At 49.9% G+C, this 22,359-nt stretch carries 18 protein-coding genes and 1 pseudogene; 13 read left to right on the forward strand and 6 right to left on the reverse strand.

Going from position 1 to position 22,359, the window contains the following annotated elements:
- Positions 1-1,173: an alpha-hydroxy acid oxidase gene (locus tag LG323_RS02695; RefSeq protein WP_310696276.1), complete on the reverse strand. Its 1,173-nt coding sequence runs from the start codon at positions 1,171-1,173 to the stop codon at positions 1-3.
- Between the two features lie 89 nt (positions 1,174-1,262).
- Between LG323_RS02695 and LG323_RS02700 the strand changes: the two are divergent.
- Both LG323_RS02700 and LG323_RS02705 read left to right on the forward strand, forming a co-directional pair.
- Positions 1,263-1,469 (forward strand): annotated as a pseudogene (locus LG323_RS02700) (4-oxalocrotonate tautomerase family protein); the annotation flags it as partial.
- Positions 1,469-2,050 (forward strand): IMPACT family protein, encoded by a 582-nt coding sequence (locus LG323_RS02705; RefSeq protein WP_404418809.1) that lies wholly within the window; start codon positions 1,469-1,471, stop codon positions 2,048-2,050. The pseudogene LG323_RS02700 and the gene LG323_RS02705, both read left to right, overlap by 1 nt.
- On the opposite strand, the gene LG323_RS02710 is transcribed toward LG323_RS02705, so the two are convergent.
- Complete coding sequence (locus LG323_RS02710; protein ID WP_404418810.1) at positions 2,042-4,456, reverse strand: EAL domain-containing protein; 2,415 nt, start codon at positions 4,454-4,456, stop codon at positions 2,042-2,044. The two genes, LG323_RS02705 and LG323_RS02710, sit on opposite strands and share 9 nt — an antisense overlap.
- 139 nt (positions 4,457-4,595) lie before the next feature.
- On the opposite strand from LG323_RS02710, the gene LG323_RS02715 reads away from it, so the two are divergent.
- Complete coding sequence (locus LG323_RS02715; RefSeq protein ID WP_404418812.1) at positions 4,596-5,786, forward strand: DUF3095 domain-containing protein; 1,191 nt, start codon at positions 4,596-4,598, stop codon at positions 5,784-5,786.
- On the opposite strand, the gene LG323_RS02720 is transcribed toward LG323_RS02715, so the two are convergent.
- Positions 5,776-6,012: a YdcH family protein gene (locus tag LG323_RS02720; protein WP_404418814.1), complete on the reverse strand. Its 237-nt coding sequence runs from the start codon at positions 6,010-6,012 to the stop codon at positions 5,776-5,778. The two genes, LG323_RS02715 and LG323_RS02720, sit on opposite strands and share 11 nt — an antisense overlap.
- Before the next feature lie 296 nt (positions 6,013-6,308).
- Here LG323_RS02720 and LG323_RS02725 point away from each other — a divergent pair, with 296 nt between their 5' ends.
- Complete coding sequence (locus LG323_RS02725; protein WP_404418816.1) at positions 6,309-7,808, forward strand: tyrosine-type recombinase/integrase; 1,500 nt, start codon at positions 6,309-6,311, stop codon at positions 7,806-7,808.
- A gap of 607 nt (positions 7,809-8,415) precedes the next feature.
- Here LG323_RS02725 and LG323_RS02730 read toward each other — a convergent pair.
- Positions 8,416-9,507 (reverse strand): toxic anion resistance protein, encoded by a 1,092-nt coding sequence (locus LG323_RS02730; protein WP_404418818.1) that lies wholly within the window; start codon positions 9,505-9,507, stop codon positions 8,416-8,418.
- A gap of 19 nt (positions 9,508-9,526) precedes the next feature.
- Positions 9,527-10,471, reverse strand: coding sequence for a hypothetical protein (locus LG323_RS02735; protein ID WP_404418820.1), 945 nt, complete (start codon positions 10,469-10,471; stop codon positions 9,527-9,529).
- Between the two features lie 248 nt (positions 10,472-10,719).
- Between LG323_RS02735 and LG323_RS02740 the strand changes: the two genes are divergently transcribed.
- The 6 genes from LG323_RS02740 (at position 10,720) to LG323_RS02765 (ending at position 15,781) form a co-directional block, all read left to right on the forward strand.
- Positions 10,720-11,766 (forward strand): helix-turn-helix transcriptional regulator, encoded by a 1,047-nt coding sequence (locus tag LG323_RS02740; RefSeq protein WP_404418822.1) that lies wholly within the window; start codon positions 10,720-10,722, stop codon positions 11,764-11,766.
- The gene (locus tag LG323_RS02745; protein WP_404418824.1) at positions 11,744-11,911 is read left to right on the forward strand and encodes a hypothetical protein; all 168 of its coding nucleotides are present in this window, start codon (positions 11,744-11,746) and stop codon (positions 11,909-11,911) included. Before LG323_RS02740 ends, LG323_RS02745 begins: the two co-directional genes overlap by 23 nt.
- A gap of 361 nt (positions 11,912-12,272) precedes the next feature.
- On the forward strand, positions 12,273-12,665 hold the full coding sequence (locus tag LG323_RS02750) for a TerB family tellurite resistance protein (protein ID WP_404418826.1): 393 nt from the start codon (positions 12,273-12,275) through the stop codon (positions 12,663-12,665).
- A 2-nt stretch (positions 12,666-12,667) separates the two neighbouring features.
- Entirely contained in the window at positions 12,668-13,732 is a 1,065-nt protein-coding gene (locus tag LG323_RS02755; protein ID WP_404418828.1) for a hypothetical protein, read from the forward strand.
- Positions 13,733-13,799: 67 nt separating this feature from the next.
- Complete coding sequence (locus LG323_RS02760; protein WP_404418830.1) at positions 13,800-15,506, forward strand: hypothetical protein; 1,707 nt, start codon at positions 13,800-13,802, stop codon at positions 15,504-15,506.
- Positions 15,503-15,781, forward strand: a complete 279-nt coding sequence (locus LG323_RS02765) for a YkgJ family cysteine cluster protein (protein WP_404418832.1) — start codon at positions 15,503-15,505, stop codon at positions 15,779-15,781. The genes LG323_RS02760 and LG323_RS02765 overlap by 4 nt, the downstream gene beginning before the upstream one ends.
- A gap of 338 nt (positions 15,782-16,119) precedes the next feature.
- Here LG323_RS02765 and LG323_RS02770 read toward each other — a convergent pair whose 3' ends face one another.
- Positions 16,120-17,769 (reverse strand): DUF726 domain-containing protein, encoded by a 1,650-nt coding sequence (locus tag LG323_RS02770; protein WP_404418834.1) that lies wholly within the window; start codon positions 17,767-17,769, stop codon positions 16,120-16,122.
- A gap of 996 nt (positions 17,770-18,765) precedes the next feature.
- Here LG323_RS02770 and LG323_RS02775 point away from each other — a divergent pair.
- The 3 genes from LG323_RS02775 to LG323_RS02785 all read left to right on the forward strand — a co-directional run bounded on the left by LG323_RS02775 (position 18,766) and on the right by LG323_RS02785 (position 22,346).
- Positions 18,766-19,017 (forward strand): hypothetical protein, encoded by a 252-nt coding sequence (locus LG323_RS02775; protein WP_404418835.1) that lies wholly within the window; start codon positions 18,766-18,768, stop codon positions 19,015-19,017.
- A gap of 250 nt (positions 19,018-19,267) precedes the next feature.
- Positions 19,268-21,253, forward strand: coding sequence for an N-6 DNA methylase (locus tag LG323_RS02780; RefSeq protein WP_404418837.1), 1,986 nt, complete (start codon positions 19,268-19,270; stop codon positions 21,251-21,253).
- Between the two features lie 175 nt (positions 21,254-21,428).
- Positions 21,429-22,346, forward strand: coding sequence for an Abi family protein (locus LG323_RS02785; RefSeq protein ID WP_404418839.1), 918 nt, complete (start codon positions 21,429-21,431; stop codon positions 22,344-22,346).
- Positions 22,347-22,359 lie beyond the last annotated feature (13 nt).

The following is a 22,359-nucleotide window of genomic DNA, read 5'->3' on the forward strand; positions in this document are numbered from 1 at the left end:
TCAGTTTTTTTGCAAAAGATAATCCCTGCCCAACTGACTCACCTGGGTACAACCCAACAAGGCCAGAGTGCGATCCGCTTCCGTCTGCAGAAGGTCCAGAGCTTTTTCCGCCCCGGCCTGGCCCGCTGCGGCGAGACCGTAAAGGCTGGCCCGGCCACTGGTCACCAGATCCGCTCCCAGACAGATTGCCTTGATGATATCGCTACCCCGATGCAGGCCGCCATCCACCGCGAGCAGATAATTCTGGCCCACGGCCTGACGGATTTCCGGAAGCACATCCAGAGGGCTGGGAGCTGAGTCCAGCTGGCGTCCACCGTGGTTGGAGATAATCAGACCATCCACGCCCAGAGCTTTGGCTTGCAGGGCATCTTCGCTCGCCAAAATGCCTTTCAGAAGCAGTTTCCCCGGCCAGACTTCTCTCAACCAGCGAATGTCCTCCCAATTCAGGGAAGGGTCCATTTCCTGGGTTAGGAAACTGGCTGCATTTTTGGCGCTGGCTTTTTCCGGAGGCAGAAAATCCCCCAGATTGCAGAATTTGGGCATTCCGCCGGGCACCAGGATATCCCACACCCAGGCGGGCCGGGTGGCCAGATGCAGCAGGTTGCGGGTATTGAGTTTCATGGGCGCACGGTAATTGCGCTTGTCCCAGGCCCGGTTGCCGATGATGGAGGTGTCTGTGGTGAGCACCAGGGCTTCACACTGGGCGTTTTTGGCTCTTTCAATAATGCCCTTGAGGTTTTCCCGGTTTTTGAACAGGTAGAGGTGCATCCAGTGGCGAACACCGGTTTCCGCAATACGCTCCAGGGAAACCGTGGAGACCATGCTTTGAATATAAGGAATGCCCTTTTTCTTGGCAGCCAGAGCCAGCTTCAAATCACCTTCGTGACTCAAAAGACCGTTAAAGCCGGTGGGTGCAATCGCCAAGGGTAGCTGGATATTTTGCCCGTAAATTTCGGTTTCCAGGCTGCGCTGGGTGATGTCCACCAGAGTACGGGGGCGAAAAGTGATTTCCTGGTAAGCACGGCGATTACGACCCAGAGTGATTTCATCATCCGAGCCACCTTCCAGATACTCCATGCAGAAGTTGGGCAGGCGTCGGGCTGCTTTTGCCCGCAAGTCATCAAGCGTCTGGATCTGGCTCAGATCGGAGCCGGTATAGAGGTGTCTTAACAAGGGATTTTCCTTCTGCAGGCCAGGGCGGGAAATTATAAAATATGCGACAATCTTAACCCTTAAACCCACAATGCAAAACCCGGAGCAAGACAATGCCCTATGTCAATATCAAGGTAACCCGTGAAGGGGTGACTCAGGAGCAGAAAAAACAACTGATTGAAGGTGCCACCCAGTTGCTGGTGGATGTTCTGGGCAAAAACCCTTCAACCACGGTTGTGGTCATTGATGAAGTGGAAATGGAAAACTGGGGTGTGGGCGGCATTCCTGTGGATGAAAGGCGCAACCAAGGACTGTAATGACTAAAACCCTGGCTGCTCCGCTGGAAAGCGAGTTGATCATCAAAAAGTCGCGCTTTCTGGGACGAATCGAGGCAATAACCAGTCAGCAGGAAGGCCTGCTCAAGGTGGAAGCTCTGCGCAAGTCACACCCTGAAGCCCGGCATGTCTGCTATTGTCTGCTGGTTGCGGGCCAGGTTCGCCAGTCTGATGATGGTGAGCCTTCAGGGACGGCTGCCCTGCCCATGCTTCGGGTGTTGCAGCACAAGCAGCTGGATAATGTTCTGGCCACTGTGGTGCGTTACTTTGGCGGTATCAAGTTGGGTGCCGGAGGTCTGGTTCGGGCTTACAGCCAGGCCATCAGTGAACCTTTGAATCAGGCCGAACTGATTGAGGTGAAGCAACAGGGGGAACTCAGCCTGAAACTGGACTATGAGTTTCAATCCCTGCTGCGCCATCAGGTTGAACAGACTGACATAGAGCTAACGCTGGATTATCAGCAGCAAATCCATGCCCTGTTGCAGGGCGAACCCGAAAAGCTGGAAACACTTTACCTCAACCTCCGGGAGGCCACCCGCGGCCAGGTGGAGCGCCTAGGCTAGGCTGTTGATCCATTCTTCCGCTGGCTGGGGTTTGGAAAAATAATAGCCCTGGTAGAGAATCTCGGCTCTGTTGCACAAGAACTGCAGCTGCTCCAGGGTTTCCACGCCTTCAGCCACCACCTGCAGCTGCATCTTTTCAGCAACGGCCAGAATGGTTTCCACCAGAGCGGCGCTGTCAGCATCCGTCGATACATCCTGAACAAAGCTCTTGTCGATTTTCAATTCATGAATGGGCAGGTGTTTGAGATAAGACAGGGAGGAATAGCCGGTTCCAAAATCATCAATCGAGAATTTGAAGCCAAATTGGCGCAGTTCCTGCATTTTGCTGATGACTTCATCAAGGTTGTCGATAATCAGGCTTTCGGTGATTTCCAGGGTCAGGCGTTGGGGGCTAACACCGGAAGCGTAAACCTGATCCTTGATCCAGCTGACAAAGTTGGTCTGGTGGAAATGGCGGGCACTGATGTTGATGGACAATTCAAAGCTCAGGTTCTTTTCATCAGCCAGCTTGAGCAGGCGCAAAGCCTCAGCAACCACCCAGCAGCCCAGATCAACAATCAGATTGGACTCTTCAGCCACGGGAATAAAAGCTCCCGGTGCCAACAAGCCTTTTTCAGGGTGTTGCCAGCGCACCAGGGCTTCTGCTGCAGCCAGTTGCCCTGAGGCCCGCATCTGTGGCTGCAGATACAAACACAGCTCCTGATTTCTGATGGCGTGGGGCAGCTCTTTTTCAATCTGAAAGTGCTGGATGGCCTGTTCACCCATGGGGGCCTCAAAAAACACGAAGCGGCCACCGCCTTCACGCCGGGCCTGATCCAGGGCGGTATTGACCCTGCGGATGACGGCTTCTGTGGAATCCTGAGGGCTGTCAGGAAAGTAGCTGCTGGCCATTCGTGCAGAAAGACTGAGCTGTTCGCCATCAAACTCCAAAGGTTCTTGGAAGCACGCCTGAAGCTGCTGGGCCATGGACTCACCCAACTGCCATTCCATTTCACTGCTGAGCTTGCGATTGAAAGCAACCAGCACGGCAAATTCATCGGCATTCAGACGCGCCACCCAGGTTTGAAAATAACCAAATCTCTGGGTGTCCAGCGCAGCGCTTTGTTGGTGCAAGCGCTCAGCTACGGCTTTTAAAAGCTGATCCCCAAAGTTATTGCCACGGGCCAGATTGAGTACTTTAAAACGATCCAGGTTGATGAAAATCAGCAGGTTGCTCGTATGCTTATATTCATGATGGTTGGTTGCAAAAATTTCATCCAGGGTCTGGTTCAGGTACAAACGGTTGGACAGACCTGTCAGAGGATCGTAATAAGCCAAATGATGCACCCTTTGTGCCATGGCCTTGATTTCTGCATGGGAGCGGGTCAGCTTGCGGTTGGTGTATAACAGGTAGAGGCTGCCGGCCAGAAGCAGTACGGCCAGAGAACTGAGCAGAATCAGTGCCCAGTGTTTCCACTGCGCCCAGATATCCGCAAAAGTTAATTGAAAAGGCTGGTCGTAAGGAGGCAGGCGCAATGCCCGCGCCAGATCCTCAACCGGTGCATAGTCGGCCGGGATGGCAAAACCCTGGATGTGTGCCGCCTGAGCAACAGAGCTATCAGCCTTCAGCATCAAAAGGGCGGCAGCAATCCGGCGGCTGATATCATCATCCACTTTGGCCAGGGCCACAAAGGGCCATTCCGGGTAGAGGTGGGTTGAAAGATGAAGCGGGAAACCCCGGTCTGTCTGAGGGTTTAAAATGCGCAGCTTATTCAAATCCAGTCGGCCTTCAGCCTGCAAGGCTTCGAGTACTCCTGTGCGCACAAAGCCAGCATCAGCCTGCCCCTTGAGTACAGCTGTTACGGCCAGGTCATGGGGCATGCCCGTGAGTAATAGTTGTGAAGCCTCTTCAGGAAGCCGGATTCCCTGCTGCATAAGCTCAAAAGCCTGGGCCTGATAACCTCCCAGAGAGTCACTGGAAACGGCAGCCAGACGTTGATTCTTAAGATCGGCTAGAGTTTGGACATTCGATGTTTTCAGGGTAAAAATCACTCCGCCGAAGCCACTGAGACGGTGCCCTTGATCTTCGACCAGCAGGGTGGCCAGAGCACCGGAAAGCTCCTGATGGTAACGAATATGGATATAGTGGCTGGGGTTGGTCAGGACAAAATCCAGCTCTCCGGACGTGACCAGGGCATCCAGGTCTTTGTAGTTGGCAGCTTTCAACTGGATTTCGTGGCCTGGCAAAGCTTTGCTTAAATAATCGGCGAGGGGTTGCCAGCGTTCTTCGGTAATGGCAACCGGGCGGGGTGATAGCACACCCAGCGTGAAGGTTTTGGCCTCAATACCCAGACTGATGAGCAGTAAGCCCAGCAGCCCAAGTGCTTGCCGGAAGCGGTAAAACACAAAGCAGCCAGTGCCTGACATAATGACCCGAAATTTATAAGGATATGGGCCGCTCAGATTACCCCATCCAAGTATTGAGAGCAAAATGTTCTAGGCTGGTAAATTCAGTGGGCCGGTGTTAAAACTAGCCTTTTCTGATGATGCCAGGAGCACAAGCGTTTTGAGCCTCGAAACCTCGGATCATTTTTTTGTCCAGTTACCGCCATTGACTGATTTTGCTGAGGTTTTGGTCTCACGCAACTATCAGGAATTACCGGAAGACTGGTGGCTGGTGGTTACCGATGTGGAGGGCTCAACTCAAGCCATTGCAGAAGGGCGCTACCAGGAGATCAACTCGCTGGGTGGCTGTACGGTTGCAGCCGTTTTGAATGCCGTCAAACCACTTGTCATACCCTATGTATTTGGGGGCGATGGAGCCAGCTTCTGTATACCGTCAGGGTGTGTTTCCAGAGTCAGAAATGCATTACTGGGCTGCAGGGAAATGGCCGCTACCCAATTTCAACTGAATTTACGAACCGGTCTTTTGCCTTACCGGCGGGTGCGGGAAGAAGCCCAGGTTCTGGTATGCCGCTTTAAAAAGTCAGAAGACCTGCATCAAGCCATCTTCGCCGGGGGAGGCATGCTGGAAGCCGATCGTCTGGTCAAGCTGAATGCAGATTACCACGTTCGGCAAAGCGAGGGACATGCAGAGGCCGATTTTTCCGGTTTCGAATGCCGCTGGCAGCGGGTGCCCAGCCCTCTGGAGGTGACTGTAAGCCTGCTGGTGGAAGTGACAGCCAAAGAACTGGAAGAGCAGTTGAAAGATTATCAGGCCCTCTTGCAGAAAATGCAGGCTCTTCTGGGCAATGACGAGCATCAGCAACCTTTGAGTATTGAAGGCATGCGTCTGTCCTTTGACCGGGACAAACTGGCTTCCGAGGCGCGAGCGAATAGTTATATGCAAGCTGGTTCAGGGTTTGCGTGGCAAGTTTGGAAGTTGCGCTTGATCAATCTGGTCGGACTGCTTCTGATGAAGCTGGGAATACGTCTGGGTGGGGCAGAGTGGGGACGCTATAAATCCGATGCGATCCTGAGCTCTGATTTCCGCAAATTTGATGGCATGTTTCGCAGTATTTTTACTGCCCGGCAAAAAGACTTGGATGATTTGATCGTCTGGCTGGAAGATCAACGGCAGGCTGGTGTATTGAACTATGGGCTGCATGTCAGTGATGCGGCTCAACTCACCTGCCTGGTGAGTCAGGCAGGTGTCCACCACATTCATTTTGTGGATGGCTGTGATGGTGGCTATGCTCTCGCAGCCAGGGAGCTCAAACAGCAACAGCTGGCTGGAAAGGGAAAACCTAGCCCTTGAGCATCTTGTAAAGCTCATCTTTCAGTGCAAGGCGCTCTTTTTTAAGCTCTTCCATGCTCTCGTCAGCAACCGGTGATTCTTGTTTTTCCAGAGCCTCAACCCGGGTGGTGACTTGATCATATTCATCAAACAGCTTGCGAAAATGTGCATCACTCACTTTAAGGTCGTGAATGCGCTCTTTATACTCAGGGAATTCGTGTGCCAAATCATGATGTTCCAGACCCATAACTTTCTCCGCTATTTGATTCAATCGAGCCAGCACCATAAGGCTGAAACTGTGATAGGTCAAGCAAAGTCATCTAGTCTGGCTGCTTTTGAATTGGCGGAGCAAAAAGTGGGGCAAAAACCATCAGGCATAAAAAAAGGGCCTAGCCTTTTGAGCTAAACCCTTGATTTTTTTGGTCGGAGCGACTGGATTCGAACCAGCTACCCCTTGCACCCCATGCTATTAAATGGAAGCCTTCCATGGATCTGTGTGGACAGTCCGAGATCCAAAAAGTAATTCCAACCAACTGAATTATAATGGTATTTTTATTGGCGCTGTCCACTGATGTCTATTATCATCTACCTGAAGCTTCACCAATCGGTGGGGCAAAAGTGGGGCAAAAAAATAAAGGATCAGCGCGAATGGGTAAAATTACTGCCAAAAGGCTTGAAGCACTCAGCGACAAGAACGATGGGGATGTGCTACGCGAGGACGGAGGCCTTGTTGGAAAGGTCAGGGTTGGCAAGAGAGGTATCACTGTCCTGTTTCGATATGAGTTCAAACTTGATGGTCGAAAGCATGATCACCGACTGGGGAGTTGGCCAAAACGATCACTTGCAGAAATAAGAGCTGAACGCGACACCTTGCGAGTGTCGGTTAGCAAGGGGTTAGATCCAGCCAAAGCAAGAAGAGCAGAAAAAGTTGAGGCCAAGGCTGCCATTGAAGCAACCCTGGCAAAAGAAAAGGAAGAGACAAAAGAAAACCTCACCATTTCTGATCTCTTTGAAGAGTGGCTAAGAGATGGTGTGGCCAGACAGGATGGTAATGCTGAGTTAAGGAGAAGTTTCAATAAAGATGTACTCTCGGCCATAGGAAACAAACCTCTGCGAGAACTGACACACCAAGATATTTTGGCTGTGCTGAGAAAGGTGCGTGAAAGGGGGGTTAATCGGCTGGCTGTCATTCTCAACAATGATATTGGCCAGATGCTTCGCTGGGGTGAGAAACGGCAGCCATGGAGAAGCCTGATGGTCGAAGGTAATCCTGCTGACCTGGTGGACATTGAAAAGCTTCTGGATATGGATTACGAGGAAGAGCGAGATCGCACCCTTTCGGATGAAGAAATCATCGAGTTAGCACACAGATTTCAGCAGTTGGAGAACGACTATCAGAACCAACCAGCTGGTAAAAAATATGAAGTATCACAACCTGTAATTAAAGAAGCCCAGCTAGCCATCTGGATCTGCTTGAGCACCCTGTGCAGGATTGGTGAGCTGCTGTCTGCTGAATGGAGCCATGTAGATCTAGACAAGCAATACTGGTTAATTCCTGCTTCGAACACAAAGGGGCGAAGGGGGAAAAAACAAGACCATCATGTTTTTCTATCGGATTTTGCTTCTCAGCAGTTTAAGAAGCTGAAAGCTATGACTGGTGGTGGTCGCTGGTGCTTCCCGGCCAAAAATAAAGAAGATAGCCATGTCTGCCCCAAGTCCATTAGCAAGCAAGTTGGAGACCGCCAAATTATGTTTAAGGATAGGAAGGTTCTCAAGGGCAGGCGCAATGACAACTCCCTGGTGCTTGCAAATGGAAAGAATGGCGCATGGACACCTCATGACCTTCGTCGCACTGGGGCCACTATCATGCAAAAGCTAGGCGTCAGCCTGGATGTGATTGACCGATGTCAGAACCATGTTCTGGCTGGCTCGAAAGTTCGTAGACATTATCTGAAGCATGAGTACATTGATGAGAAAACATCTGCATGGGGAAGGCTGGGAGACTACCTTGATAGCTTAGATTGGCAGGTTGCTAAAGAGTGAACGCGGCACCCTATTCCATTACCATTCTAAGCGACGCATATTGACGCTTGGCGGGGGTAAAGTAAAAGGAAGACCTAAAAGGAGATAGAGCATGCCGCGGAATCTGGATTTACTCACTGTTAAGTGCACACAATGCGACTGGTCTCTAAAGCTTCAGCCAGCGTGGGATCAGGATGCAGCAGAAACTGAGTGCCCGGCTCAACCCTGCCCAGCCTGTGGCACGGAAGAGACCATTATCGAATTCCAGCGTGAAGCAGAAGACTGGCTGAGCCAGTTAGCTGCACACCTTCACTGGCCAAAGCCACCTATAAATAAGAAGTAAAAACCGTTGCCCAGGTATTAAGTTTAGCTATGCCTGCCTTCAGTCAGATCAGCCTGAGTTTTGCAGCTTACCGAGATCATGTATTAACAAACCAGAAGGATAGAGCCATGCCGTTTCCCTTTATCCCTTACCGCCTTCGTTGTGCCAGTTGTGGCTGGACCAGGAAGTACGTTCCAACAAGTGACGATATTCTTATGCCCAGGAACTGCCCTGAATGCGGCAGTCCCCATTTGGCATTTAATTTGGAAAAATCGAAAAGGCCTAAAACTCTGCTGGGTCAGCTGTTTAATATTTGGAAGCGGTAGCCTCGGCTTTTGAATTCAAGGCTGCCAGGCGGTCAATCTGTTCATTCAGTAGTGGCAGAGCTTCCTGGCGATAGGCATTCAGCTCGTCCACGGCGCTGAGCATGTCGGTAAAGGCTTGTTCCAGGGTGTCCAGATCAATCAGAGAGCTACTGGCCTGCCGCTGAATTTCCACGCCTTGCTGACGCAGTTGTTGGGCGGTTCCGGCTAGAAGCTGATTGGTGGTGTTGTTGAGCGCGGCAATCTGGTTCAGTACCAGCTTCTGGTTGCCCAGGGCCAGAGCCACCGTGACCGCGACCTGCAAGGCACTGAGCGTTACATTCAATGCCCGATCCACGCCCCGGATCAACTCGCGGTTATTGCGGATAATGATTTCCTGAGCAATGACGCCCTGCTGGCAGACGCTGAGTTGCTGCTGCAGGTCCAGCGTTCTCTGGCGCAGGGGGAAGAGCAGTTCATTTTCCAGCCAGCTTTGTTGTTCGGAATCCCGGCTGGTCAGGGTGCGGTCTTCCAGATGCCGATCCAGCTCACGGGTAAAGTGAATTTGTTGATGCAGGGCAGCCAGGGTTTCTTTCAGGGCTTTCTGGTCTTTGGCCAGGGTCAGGTTGTCGCGCTTAAGGCGTTCCTTGCCTGCTTCCAGGGCTTCAAGAATCTGGTTTAAAGCGTCCTGGGCTGTTTCAAACTGGCGAAAGTAACGCTGCAAGGGGGTTGGCATTCCCGGCAAGCGGGTCAGCAGGGCTTGAAAACCCTGTGCTTCCAACTGTTTTTGCTGGGGGTTCAGTGCCTGCATCTTGTGCTGTAATTGCTCCAGAAGCCGAGCCACCGGGCCACCGTCTCGTGCGGCTGCAGCCAGCTCAGGTAAAGGGGCTTGCAGCAGTTCACTTTGTTGTCGTGCCTGCTGTTGCAGGGGCAAGCCAAGCTGATCAATCGCCTCACGCTGGGCTTGCGGGTTTTCTTTCAGCAGTTGTTCCAGCCAGAGATCCGGCGCTGTATCCGCCGTTTCCATCTGGGGTGCAGCTTCCAGTTCTTCGTTGATCTGCCGGTTAATGGCTTCGGGGGATGGCAAAGCAAGCATCGGGGTTCCTCTTGTGTATTCAGCTCATAACCGAGCGATCGTATTCATTTAACTGCTCACTGAAGCGTTTCAGCTCCTTCAGAGCGGCTTTTGCGGCTTCGGTTCCGCCTTGTTTTTCCGTGTTGATACTCGCCAAAGAGGTCAGAGTCGTATCCAGAGTTGTCAAGGCCATTTCGTTCTCAGCCGTCAGGTCCAGCAGACGGGCTTCCAGGTTGTCAATCAGCTGCTGACGGTCGAGCAAGGCTTGCTTTTCGGCCTGGTGGCGCACACCTTTGAGGCGACGCTGCACATACTCCTGATCCAGCCCTTGCAGGCTGCCCAGCAGAGGCTCCATGGCTTCAAAGCGATCAATGGCATATTGCAGCAGACGGCCCGTAAGCTGACGAAGACGTCGGGCAGTGATTTCATCCGGCTGGAAACGCTGATCCAGCAATTTTTTCAGATGCAGGTAGCGGCTGTAAAAGCGATCCGGCTGTTGAAGGAAAAAAGAGTCTTCCAATAGTGTCGGGTAGGCGTGCAAGGCCTCCTTGAGTCCAGCCAGACGATGCAGCAGGGGATCATCGCCACGAGAAAGATTTTTGGCATTCAGCTCAAGAGTATTGGATTCCTGTGCCTCCCGCATGGTTGCTTGTCTTTTTTGCTGCTGGCGTTCCTTTTCAGCCTTGCGGTGCTTGTCCTTGACCTCTTCTTCATGACCGGCATCAATTAAGACTTTAATCAGGCTGGGGGCAATCACCCCAGTCAACCAGCCCATTAAAGTAGGGCCAAAGCCACCCCAAAAGGTACTGACACCCAGAAAAAAACTAAAGGCAGGCAGAGCAAAAGCATAGGTGCCGATCACTCGGAATCGACCGGGGCGTTTATGCCTGGGCAAAACCCAGTCGGGATTATATATCCCCAGAAACAGCATCACCGGGCTGATCATAAAGAAGCCCAGAGCCATGCCTTGCAGAAAAAACGACATTAAGAGTGTGACCCTTTTCAATTGGAACCAGTGATCAAAACTAACTGACTCTTATATCCTGCCTGAAGCCGGACAGACTTTGTATCTAATCTTTAGCCTTGAATCCAATAAAGCGACACTGTTTGACGCATGCGCAGTATAGGGTTTCCTTAATCAAAAACAAGTGACTGGAAATGTCGTTTTAGATGTTTATTTGAGTCATTAAATTCGCTAAGGTATCCCAAGCACTCAGACAAGGAGATTAAGGAATGTCGGAAAGCAAGGACACCCTGCTCAGGTTACTGACAACCCTGCAGTTGATCCCCCGCCACCCAGGACGCATTGCCACACCGACCCTGCAGGAAAAGCTGGCAGACCGTGGTTTTCACATTGACCTGCGTTCGCTGCAGCGTGACCTCAAGGGCAGACTGTCTTCGCACTTCCCCCTGGCTTGTGATGAATCGGTACGCCCTTTTCGCTGGAGCTTTCTGGCAGACGCCCAGATCAACCTTCCGGCACTGGATACCCCCGCAGCTTTGACCCTGTGCCTGGCGGAAGAACAGCTGCGCAGCCTCTTGCCCGCCAGTGTGGCCGATCAACTCAAGCCCCAGTTCCAGGCCGCCCGCCAGCATCTTAACAGCCTTGAACACAATCAGCTGGCAGGCTGGGCAAAACGAGTTCGCGCACTGCCCAACGGCAAGGCACTGATTCCGGCCCCATTGCATAGTGATGTCTGGGCCAGTGTCAGTGAAGCCCTGTTGCACCAGAAGCAATTGGATGTCACCTACCTCAGCCGCAAAAAACAAGAAGCTAAAAACTTCACCCTGCATCCTGTTGGGCTGGTTTCACGCTATGCCCTCAGCTACCTGATTGCCCAGGTGGATGGTTACGACAACCTGCGCCATTTTGCTGTTCATCGGATCGAAAAAGCCACACCCCTGGATGCAGCCAGTAATGCCCACCCGGATTTTGACCTGGATGCCTACATCCAAAGCGGCGCTTTAAGCTGGAAAACTGCAGAAGGCACCACACGCCTGGTCGCTGATATCCACCCCCAACTGGCCTGGATACTCAAGGAAACGCCCTTGAGTGAAGAACAAAGCCTTACCCCCATCCCAGGCAGCGACTGGGAACGCCTGGAAGCCACCGTACTGCAGGACAAAGAAACCCTCTGGTGGATCTATGGGCTGAACGACAAGATTCGAGTGCGAGAGCCTCAAGTGTGGGTTGAGGAAATCAAGGCTACCTTGAACAACCTCAACAGCTACTACGCCACTCACTCGGGAGATCAGCATGATCAAACCCCAGCCTTATGAACTCATCTGTAAAAAATGCGGCTGGTCGAAAACCTTTGCCCCTGCCAGCGATGTCATCCAACTGGGTAGAGACTACGTCAGCGCTTGCCCTGAATGTGGGAATAGTGAATTGCAGCATAAAGCGGCAGAGCCGATGAAAGGGTGATTGCCGGAAGTGCGCGGGCAGTTGAAGCCATGAAATTTATGATATTGCGACAGGGCTTCAGAAAGTCCTTATGAAAGATCGCTCACTGCAAAACTCCTCATTTAGGAGTATGTCAGTGAGCCTGATTTAAATTAGAAATCACAATAACCATTGAAGGATGAACAATATGCTTAAAAGCCAGAAAGAGTTTATCATTAACCTGAAAAAAACTAGAGGAGTTGCTTGATGAATAGGGGGCTAATTTGAGCACATATTGCTTAGCTTCACTTTGGCTGGTAAAGCCATAGGGCTGCTGACACCTTTTTTACCCTATGATGCAGTGTTGCGCTTAATATTAAACTAATAAATAAAGGAAATAATAATGTTTATTCACTATCTTAACCTTGATCAACAATCAGCGTTGTATCACTTCTCTAAACAGCTCATTGCAGTAGATGGTCACATTGATGAGCGTGAAAACTTACTATTGGAAACTATTGTATCTCAATGCAGCGACAATGCTAATTTAGATAAAAGCTACGACTTGGTTGAACTATCGTCGCTGTTTTCGAAGCATTCTGAGAAAATGGCCTTCCTGCTTGAGCTTGTTGGCGTGGGCTATGCTGATCAGGTTCTTAAGGAGAGTGAAAATGATTTTATCAAACACATATCGGAAACAATCGGCGTCGATTTATCACGTATTGAGGAAATGAAGGGATGGGTTCAGCGCCAATTGGCCCTTGTGACAGAAGCACAGAATTTTTTGGAGGAATAAACATGCCCCTACCATTTATTTTAGCGGGTGCAGCAATAGCAGCGGCAGGTTACGGTGCCAAAAAGGGCTATGATGGCTACCAAGATAAATCTGAAGCAAACGAAATTATTGAGGATTCTAAAAAAAATTATGATAACCATAAATTAGTTTTTGATAAACAGAATGAGTGGACAAACCAAAGCTTAACTAAGCTTGGAGAGCTTCAGCTAAAGATTGGTAATGACTTTAAGGAATTCAGAATAATTGCAGAAAAGCTCTTAGAGAAGCTGAACCAAACAAGCTCCAAAGACCTTAATGTCGACTTTCCGCAGCATAAACTCGATGAAATCGATGGCCTCGCATTGTCGACTACCGCCTACATGGGCAAGATTGCAGGTGCTAGTGCGGCAGGTGCAGCGGCAGCATATGCCGTATATGGTGGCGTTATGGCAGTCGCCGCCGCTTCAACAGGCACTCCAATCGCGGCGTTATCAGGTGCAGCAGCCTATAATGCCACGATGGCAGCAATTGGTGGCGGTTCCCTTGCTACTGGCGGGTTTGGAATGGCTGGAGGTGCAATGGTGCTCGGTGGTGTAGTTGCAGCGCCAATTTTGGCCATTGCGGGTTGGGCTTTTGCCTCCCACGCAGAGGAAGCTCTAAGTGATGCAAGAAAAACCCAAAGAGAAGTTAATGAAGCTGTGGTTAAAATGGAAAAAGGTGCAAAGCAACTGAGTAAAACCAAGTCATACGTCGATAAAATCTATACTGAAACAGAGCGTCTGTATGCGATATTCAAAGAATATTTTGAAAATCTGAAAGCCTTTAATCAGCTAGTTTCATCACAAACTGATACATCTAGGTTTGAAGATGAAATAATTCGCCTTATTGGTAACGGCTACCAAGTTGCTGCCATTCTAACCAATGTAATTACGACACCGCTGTTTAAACCTAAGCTAGATGAGCAAGGTGGAGTGGTATTAAATGATGAAAATATCGTTGAAATAGAAACTGACAGTGGAGGGATGCAAGTAATCAACGAATCAGCAATTAATACTGTACTTTCTGAATCTAGCAATACAAGAAAATAACCTTGTACTAATTTAAATAATTGGAAGGAAGGGAGGGGAGTCTCCTTCCTTTTTGGAGTTGTATGACATGCCAAGAACTGATACACAAGATTTCCGGTTGGTTGAGGAACTAAATAAAAACGTGACTAAAAGCATAGTCACTACATTCGGCCTTGATTTTTTGCTTTTCGAAGATAAAAAAGGTGGAGATGTTGCGACGACCCATAATGCTCGCGAACATCAAAAAGGCGATACAGATATTTATATGTCTGATGGTGTTAAACAAGACTACACCAATAGAGGTGACTACAAGCCCATCAAGTATGATACGAATGGCGACATTATGACCGATGGAAAGGGCAACCCCAAAAAGGGAGACCTTTACCATTCACACCAAAATTATAAGGCCAAGGGAAAAGAGGACAAACAGCAGCAACAACGCGGTGAGCTGATTGATCAATACCGTGGCAAAAAGATGTCCAGAGACGAACAGCGCCAACTGGACCACACCATATCATCCCATGAAGTCCACGACGATGCAGGAAGGGTGCTTGCTGGCCTCAACGGCGTAGAGCTTGCCAACCAAGACTCAAATTTTCAGTCGACCCATTATTATATAAATAACCTCAAATCAGATCATTCGATGGATGATTTTCTGACCACAATTGTTCCAAAGACAATTGAAAACAAGCGCAAGAGCATTGAAAAAGATAGACAGCAATTAGAATCTATGCCAACCGAAACTAAACAGCAACGCCATGAAAAAAGTCAGCTTGAGAGCAAGCTTGCTAAGCAGAATGAGCAAATTGAGGTTCTTGAGAGTATTGACGAAGACAAAATGCGAGAAGCCGATAAGAAGGCAAGACAGGAGTACGATAAGCAGATTAATGCTACTTACTACACCAGCAGTAAGTTCTTTAAGAGTACAGCGATGGAATCTGGTAAAGCTGGCTTTAAGATGGGCGTAAGGCAGGCACTGGGGCTTGTTCTTGCTGAGGTCTGGTTTGAACTAAAAGATGCCATTCCTAAGGCTTTTAAAGAAACAGAGGGTAACTTTACCCTTGAAAAATTTCTTGAGAAGCTGAAGTCCATGGCTAAGGGTATTTGGAATAGAGTAAAAATTCGATTCAAAGATATTTTGGATGAATTTAAAAATGGAGCCTTGGCAGGTGCTTTATCTAGCTTAAGCACCACCATAATGAACATCTTTTTCACTACTCAAAAGTTGATTGGTAAGCTCTTACGAGAAACCTGGTCGAGTTTGGTCTCGGCGGTTAAGATCCTATTCTTTAACCCAGATAAACTTGCTCCTGGTGCATTGGCACGTGAAGTAATTCGTATCTTGTCAACAGGTGTCGCCGTTGCTATGGGGGTCATGCTCCACCAACAACTTTCCTCTTTAATGACTTTCCCTCTTGGTACCGAACTGGCTGCCTTCGTAAGTTCTGTCGCAACAGGTTTAATGACTATCGGTATTACCTACTTTTTGGATCACAGTCAGTTAATGCAAAAAGTCTGGGATTACCTCGATCAGTTCAAATCAAAAGCTAGAATAACATTAGAGTACTTTCAAAAAGTTAATACTGAACTCGACCGATATTTGATTGAACTGTCCAGAGTTGAGTTCAATCTTTCGCCAGAAGAGCTGACAAGGTTTGCATGCAGCCTGGAATCTACCAGCTGCGAACAAGAAAGAAGTCTCATGCTATCGAAAGAGATAAGTAAACGAGAGATAGAGCTTCCATTCGAGTCAAACAACCTCGATAGTACTCGTGCTTGGTTAAAGAGCTTATGAGCCAGCAATCTTTAACCCTATTTCCTTGCAATTCGTGTGGAAAGTGTTGTTCAAATGTTCACTTTTCGCAAGAGACGAAAAGTCTGGACCGAGGTGATGGTATTTGCCGTCACCTCAATATTAATAATAAAAAATGTAGTATCTATGATACGAGACCTGATATCTGTCGAGTAGAGCTACAGTATCGGAAAAACTATGCTTCCACATATACATGGAAGGACTTTGTTGAGGTGAATCTCTCAATTTGTAGAGGATTGCCTGACAGACTGAAGTAAATTGCTCCAGGAGTTATCAGCTTGACCACATCTGACCCTATGATGTATGAGATTATAATTAACGATAAAATTTTTGATAGCGTAGAAAGTTACCGGTGACTTGGTGAAAGCCCTTCGCCATAACAACAAGGTTCATAACAAAGAGCTTGCCTAGCCCTTCCACTGGACTAAAACGGCTGAATCCATCATGACTTCGGTGGCAAGGCAAAAAATAGTGCGATTAATGGTAAACTATCGAATTAAACGAACGGAATACTAGTGTTTTTTTGCAATTCACCAATCTGATGAATTGCAAGTCACGAGCCAAAATACTATAAGGCCATTGATTTTTATGGCTTCTATACCTGCTCAATCACCGCTTGCAGTTTGGGTTTGTAGTCATTATGTCCTGTAATGATGCTGCTGGCATTAATATTCACCACTTCTGCCTGCTGGCTGCCTTTGGTGTCAAAAAATTCCAGCTCCCCCAAGCCAATGGGTTCGTCGCCGAGTTGTGCTGTGCGGTAGAGCTTTTGCAGTACCTGGTCATTGTGCGAATAGCAGTTCACCACGCGCCGGGTGACGGATTGCAGCGCCCCGCCCCAGCCTTGGCGGTCTTTGCGCGAAACGGCTCCACCCAGTAAGTAGACTTCTTCCACCTTGCAGCCGCTGCCGATGAGTTCAATCAGTGCATGGTAAATTACTCGGCTGCCCAAAGAATGCCCCAGCAGGCGTAAACGCAGTTGCGGGTTGGTGGCGTGCATGAACTTGATATCATGTGCGAGGCGCTGGCCATAGGTGGCGGCATTGTCCACTGCTTCATACCAGAAACTTAAATTAGCCGCCACCAGGTTTCTGGCTGGCCAGGCAAAACCTGCCAACCCACCCGTCAGCGTGGGCAGCTGCTCAAACCCGCTTTGCCAGTCACAAAACTGTTCTTTGGAAGCTTCTGATAAGAAGCCATCAATGCAGATATTCAGCAAGGGCTGGTTGCTGGGTACTGGGATCAAGTGGTGCAGACCAAAAGTTTTTTCAAGACCTTGCGTCTGCTGCTGGCTGGCGAGCTGAGTGGCATGTTTGCGAAACTGGGAAAAGCTTCGCTTGGCAACGGATAAAGTAGGTACATAATCGGTGGCAAATTCCACAACACTCAGGGCTTTTCGCATGTAGTGGGTGCGGTTATCACGGCTTTTATAGTGACTGCCATCCAGTTGGCGTAGTGCATCCAAAGCCTCTTGTGTGGCCTGTTTATAGCTTAGAACTCGGCTAAAAAAGGTTTTTTCTAAGTCTTTGGTTAAGCGACCAAAAAATTCAGCTAGGGTCGCGATTTTAGCGGAATAGAGGGGTTGATCTGTGGCCTCCAGCGGCCACAAAAGCAGGATTAGCAGCAGCTTTTGTAACCAGGCGGGTAACTCGTTGATGTTTAATTCCGCACCGGGTGCTGGCATGCTCTGGCCTGCGTGTTGCTCAAACACTGGCAAAACCTGTGTTATGAACAGGGCTTCCAGGGTCTCTAAGTCATCTTCAGGCGTAGTAGATGAAAAATGCTGCTGAAAGATTGCCAGAAAATCAGCCGCCTGCTGGGGGTTTAAATCAATCAGCAATTCTGGATCGATTAAAAATAGCTTCGTACTCACCGGCTTGGCTTGGCGTGCTTTTTTATCCAGCTCAGTGGCATAAATCAGGTCATAAATGGCCATTGCGCCTTTGCATAGGGTGCTGGCCAAGTAGCGCGAGCGTTTTTTGTATTCACTGCCCAGATGCACATGGGGTTCGAGCTGCTTGCCAAAAAAGTCTTTGAGTCCCTTGTTATCATCAAAAGCCAGCTCGGTTAATTGGCCTAAAAGCAGCAATAACTTTTGCGCCTCCACACCAAGATGGTCTTGAATCATCGGTTCAAAAAGCCACTCCTCACGCAGGTCCACCCGCATGGCGGCACTCATTTCCTGTGCAGTCAGGTCAGCCATTTTGGCGAGTTGTTCCAGATAAATCCGAGCTTGAGGCTGCATGGGTAGCTGTTGAGCCAGCCCTAGCCCCAACAATTTTAAAATTAGTTGGCGTTCTTCTGTCGCGTTTTCTTGTAGCAGTGTATAGATCATACCGAGTCCACTTCCTTGAGTTAAGGCGAATCAATTTGTCGCTTTGTGTTGTTGTGCTGCCTGCAGGATCAGAGTTTAAATAAAATGCATCAGAGTTTGTTAATGTGTTTTCACTTGCTTATGATTTGAATTAATCTTAAAGAAAAATTGCCATGAATCAAGCTGATGTTCAACCAGCAGGAGCAGCATGATCAAGCCCCAACCCTATGAACTCTGCTGCAAAGAATGCGTCTGGAGCAAAACCTTTGCCCCAGAGGGTGATGTGATGCTGCGCGGATAGGATGTTGTCAGCAGCTGCCCCCGATGCGGCAACAATCAACTTGAACACAAAACCGCAGGGCCGGTAAAAGGTTTTTGGCAAACCTGCGTGAACAACTCAACTCGAGCTCGACAGGTAGAGCGTAAGTTGCTGATTTATCTGAAAACGCTCTTTAAGAATTGGCACTACAAGCCCGATGCGGCAGGCTGGGGCAGTTTAAGTGCACCAAAAAGATCAGGCCGCTGGCCGTTTCTTTACTGTACAAGTGACCTGAAAAAATTGTGTCCTGCGGGCAATTTCCAGGGTGCGTGTCGGTGAAAGTCCTTGTTCACTGGCTTTAATGCGCATCCTCAAAACCCGGTACAAGGCCAAAAAATTGATGGGTGGCTACCTTTCCACCCATCTTGCACCAATCATTCGGTGCTAATGCTCCCCCTTGCTACTTTTTTTTTTGATGAACCTCCCTGATCAAAACACTTTGCAAATCATCTCTTAATCGCAGGCTGGGCCAAGCACAAGCTGCACAGTGGTTGAACTTGAAGCATGCTAGAATCTACGTCCTGCCATCGGCGGTTAGGTTTGAACCAGGAAAAGTTTTTGGTGAACGCCTGTGAGTTGCCGGAATTTTTTGAAAAGTGAGCGTTGAAATGATGTCTGAAGAAATCGAAATTGAGATAAGCCCGCTGGGCTGTGAGTATTCCTTGGATGGCAAAACGGTTCAGGTGGAAATTTATCGAGGTACAGAAGAACCTGGCTGGATTCTTGAAGTGGTCGATGAGTTGGGCAATTCCACCGTCTGGGAAGATCCTCTGGAAACCGATCAGGCAGCTCTGGATCAATTCCATGCCACTGTTAAAGAAGAGGGTCTGGATTCCCTGATTGGTCCCTTTGAAGATTGAAGCAAACCTCAATCAATTCGGAAATCATCTGGCTTTGAGGTGGTGGCGCATTTATTGAATCCACCAGCCGGAAATGCTGGCCTGATGAATCTAGGTGTCCAGTTGAAACTTGATCTTATCAGAACCCTTGCCCCGTTATCTAAATAACGGGGCGTCTGAGTCTAAGTTACTGGTTTTCTAGGGTGTGATAAGATCACCCCAAGCAAATTTCAGGCACTGGGCTGCCGCCTTTTGAAAGGGATTCCCTGTAATGACTGACGATAAAACTTCTGCCTCCCAGACCGCAGCGTTCATCTGGTCGGTGGCCGATCTGTTGCGCGGTGACTTCAAGCAAAGCCAGTACGGTCGGGTGATTCTGCCGTTCACCTTGTTGCGCCGCCTGGAATGTGTGCTGGAGCCCACCAAGGATAAGGTTCTTTCTGCTGCTAACGAGCACCAGAACAAACCGGATGCGGTGCGGGAAAAGTTGTTGTTGCGTTGCGCAGACCAGTCCTTTTTCAATGCCTCGCCCTTGAGCCTGTCCAAGCTCTCGGATACTCAGACGGCAGAAGACCTGATGAGTTATGTCCAGGCCTTCAGCCAGGATGCCCGGGAGATCTTTGAGCATTTCCACTTTGAAGACTTTGTTCAACAACTCAGCGCCAACAATCTGCTGTATCAGGTGGTGCGAAGGTTCGCCAGTATTGACCTGAGCCCCGGCTCCATCAGCAATTTTGGTATGGGTGTGATCTTTGAAGAGCTGATCCGCAAGTTTGCCGAAAGCTCCAATGAAACCGCCGGGGAACACTTTACCCCGCGAGACATCGTTCACCTGACTACCTCACTGGTTCTGACCGACCAGGAAGCCAAGCTCAAGCCCAACAGCATCGTCACCATTTACGATCCGACAGCGGGTACGGGTGGCTTTCTTTCCGAAGGCGATGAGTACATCCAAAAGATCAGTGAACAGGTCACCGTTTCCCTGCATGGCCAGGAGTTGAACCCCGAATCCTACGCCATCTGTAAGGCGGATATGCTGATCAAGGGTCAGGAAGTCAGCAACATCAAGCTGGGCAACACCCTGTCCGATGACCAGCTGGCTGCCAATACCTTTGATGTGATGCTCTCCAACCCGCCGTTTGGCGTGGAGTGGAAGAAGGTTCAAAAGCAGGTGAACGACGAACACAAGCAGAAAGGTTTTAACGGTCGCTTTGGCCCTGGTTTGCCCCGAGTGTCGGATGGTTCGCTGTTGTTCCTGATGCACCTGGTCAGCAAGATGCGAGACGCCCGTGAAGGTGGCTCCCGCATTGGTATCATCCTGAATGGCAGCCCCTTGTTCACCGGCGGTGCTGGCAGTGGTGAGTCTGAGATCCGCCGCTATCTGCTGCAGAATGACCTGGTGGAAGCCATCGTTGCCCTGCCCACGGATATGTTCTACAACACCGGCATTGCCACCTATGTGTGGGTCTTGTCCAACAACAAGCCCGGCCAGCGTAAAGGCAAGGTTCAGCTGATTGATGCCACTGACCGAGCCAGCAAAATGCGCAAATCTCTGGGCAGCAAGCGCCAGTTTGTCAGCGATGCCGACCAGGACGAGATCGTGCGGATGTACGGGGAATTCCAGGAAACCAAGAAGAGCAAAATCTTCCCAATCGAAGCCTTTGGCTATCGCCGCATTACCGTCGAGCGACCACTGCAACTAAACTTCCAGACCTCAGAAGAACGCGTGGATCGCCTTCTGGAGGAGAAAGCCATCCAGAAGATGGAGGCCGAAGAGCAGGAGAGGATTCAGGCGGCCTGTCGAGCCATGGATTCCGATAAGGTCTACCGCAACCGCACCGAGTTCCAAAAGGCGCTTAAATCTCAGTTGACCGATCACCAGGTGTACCCGAGTGCCCCGCAAACCAAGGCGCTACTCAACGCCCTGAGTGAACGCGACCCTGAAGCGGACATCTGCACCGACAAAAAAGGCCTACCGGAACCGGATACCGGCCTACGGGATTACGAAAACGTGCCGCTGAGCGAATCCGTCTACGACTACTTTGAACGGGAAGTAAAACCCCATGTACCGGATGCCTGGATTGATGAATCCAAGTGCGATGAACAAGACGGGGAAGTGGGTATCGTGGGTTTCGAGATTCCGTTTAACCGGCACTTCTACGAATTCACACCGCCGCGCCCACTGGATGCGATTGATGCCGACCTGAAGCAGTGCACCGACCGGATCAAGCAGATGATTGAGGGGTTGTCGGCATGATGCCCATCGTTGATGCACCCTTTGGCGAATTTTTTGCATCCGGCCAGCGAAAAAGCAGCGGCTCACTTGCTGAACGGCCGAAATGTGTATATATTGCTCTTAACAATACCCGCCAAGGCTATGCTCTACGGAGCACCCTCAAACCGGCGGGTTACTTGTTTCTGGGGCGCTGAAAATGGATTTTAATAAACCAGCCACCCGTTGGGAGCAGCAAGTAGACCTCCTGCGCGCCAGAGGTATGGTTATCCCGGATGCAGGCCGTGCTCTGCATTACCTGGGCCATATCAATTATTACCGCCTGACGGGCTACTGGCTCCCGTTCGAGGCCGATCATGCCACCCATCAGTTCACCCCCGGTACCACCTTCGACGCTGTACTCAATCTTTATATTTTTGATCGAGAGTTCCGGCTACTGCTGCTGGATGCGATTGAGCGGGTTGAAGTCTCCTTGCGCGCCCAGTGGGCCTATCATATGGCGCACCGGCACGGACCCCATGCCTACCTGGATGCCAGCCATGCATCCAATCTAAAACTGCATGCCAGACATCTGGCGCAATTGGAAAAAGAGCTATCGCGCTCTGAAGAAGCCTTCATCCAGCATTATCAGGAAAAATACCAAAAGCCGGTATCACCCCCGGTTTGGGCGGTGAGCGAGATTATGTCTTTCGGCATGCTTTCACGTTGGATCACCCAGATGGTGCCATCAGATCGTGCAGCCCTGGCAAAAACCTACCAGATGGATCAGGGCATGCTGAAAAACTTCGCTCGGCACCTGACCTATGTTCGCAATCTTTGCGCGCACCACAGCCGAGTATGGAATCGCAAACTGACGGTAACCATGCCGTTGCCCAGGACAAAACCCACTGGGCTGAAAGACAACATGAGCACAATCCGAACCCGAAACATCTATAACACTCTGGTTATGCTTGTCCATTTACTGAGCGTGATCAGCCCCGAGAACCACTGGGCAGAGCGGCTGATCGCTTTACTGGAAAAACACCAAATTGAGACCTCGAAGATGGGCTTTCCTGCGGATTGGCGAGCAATGCCCATTTGGAAAACATCGGTGGAGGCGAACCATGAAAACAATTAACGTCTGGCTCTTG

Origin of the sequence: Marinospirillum sp., assembly GCF_044810985.1 — a bacterium.
Classification (GTDB): Bacteria; Pseudomonadota; Gammaproteobacteria; order Pseudomonadales; family Halomonadaceae; genus Marinospirillum.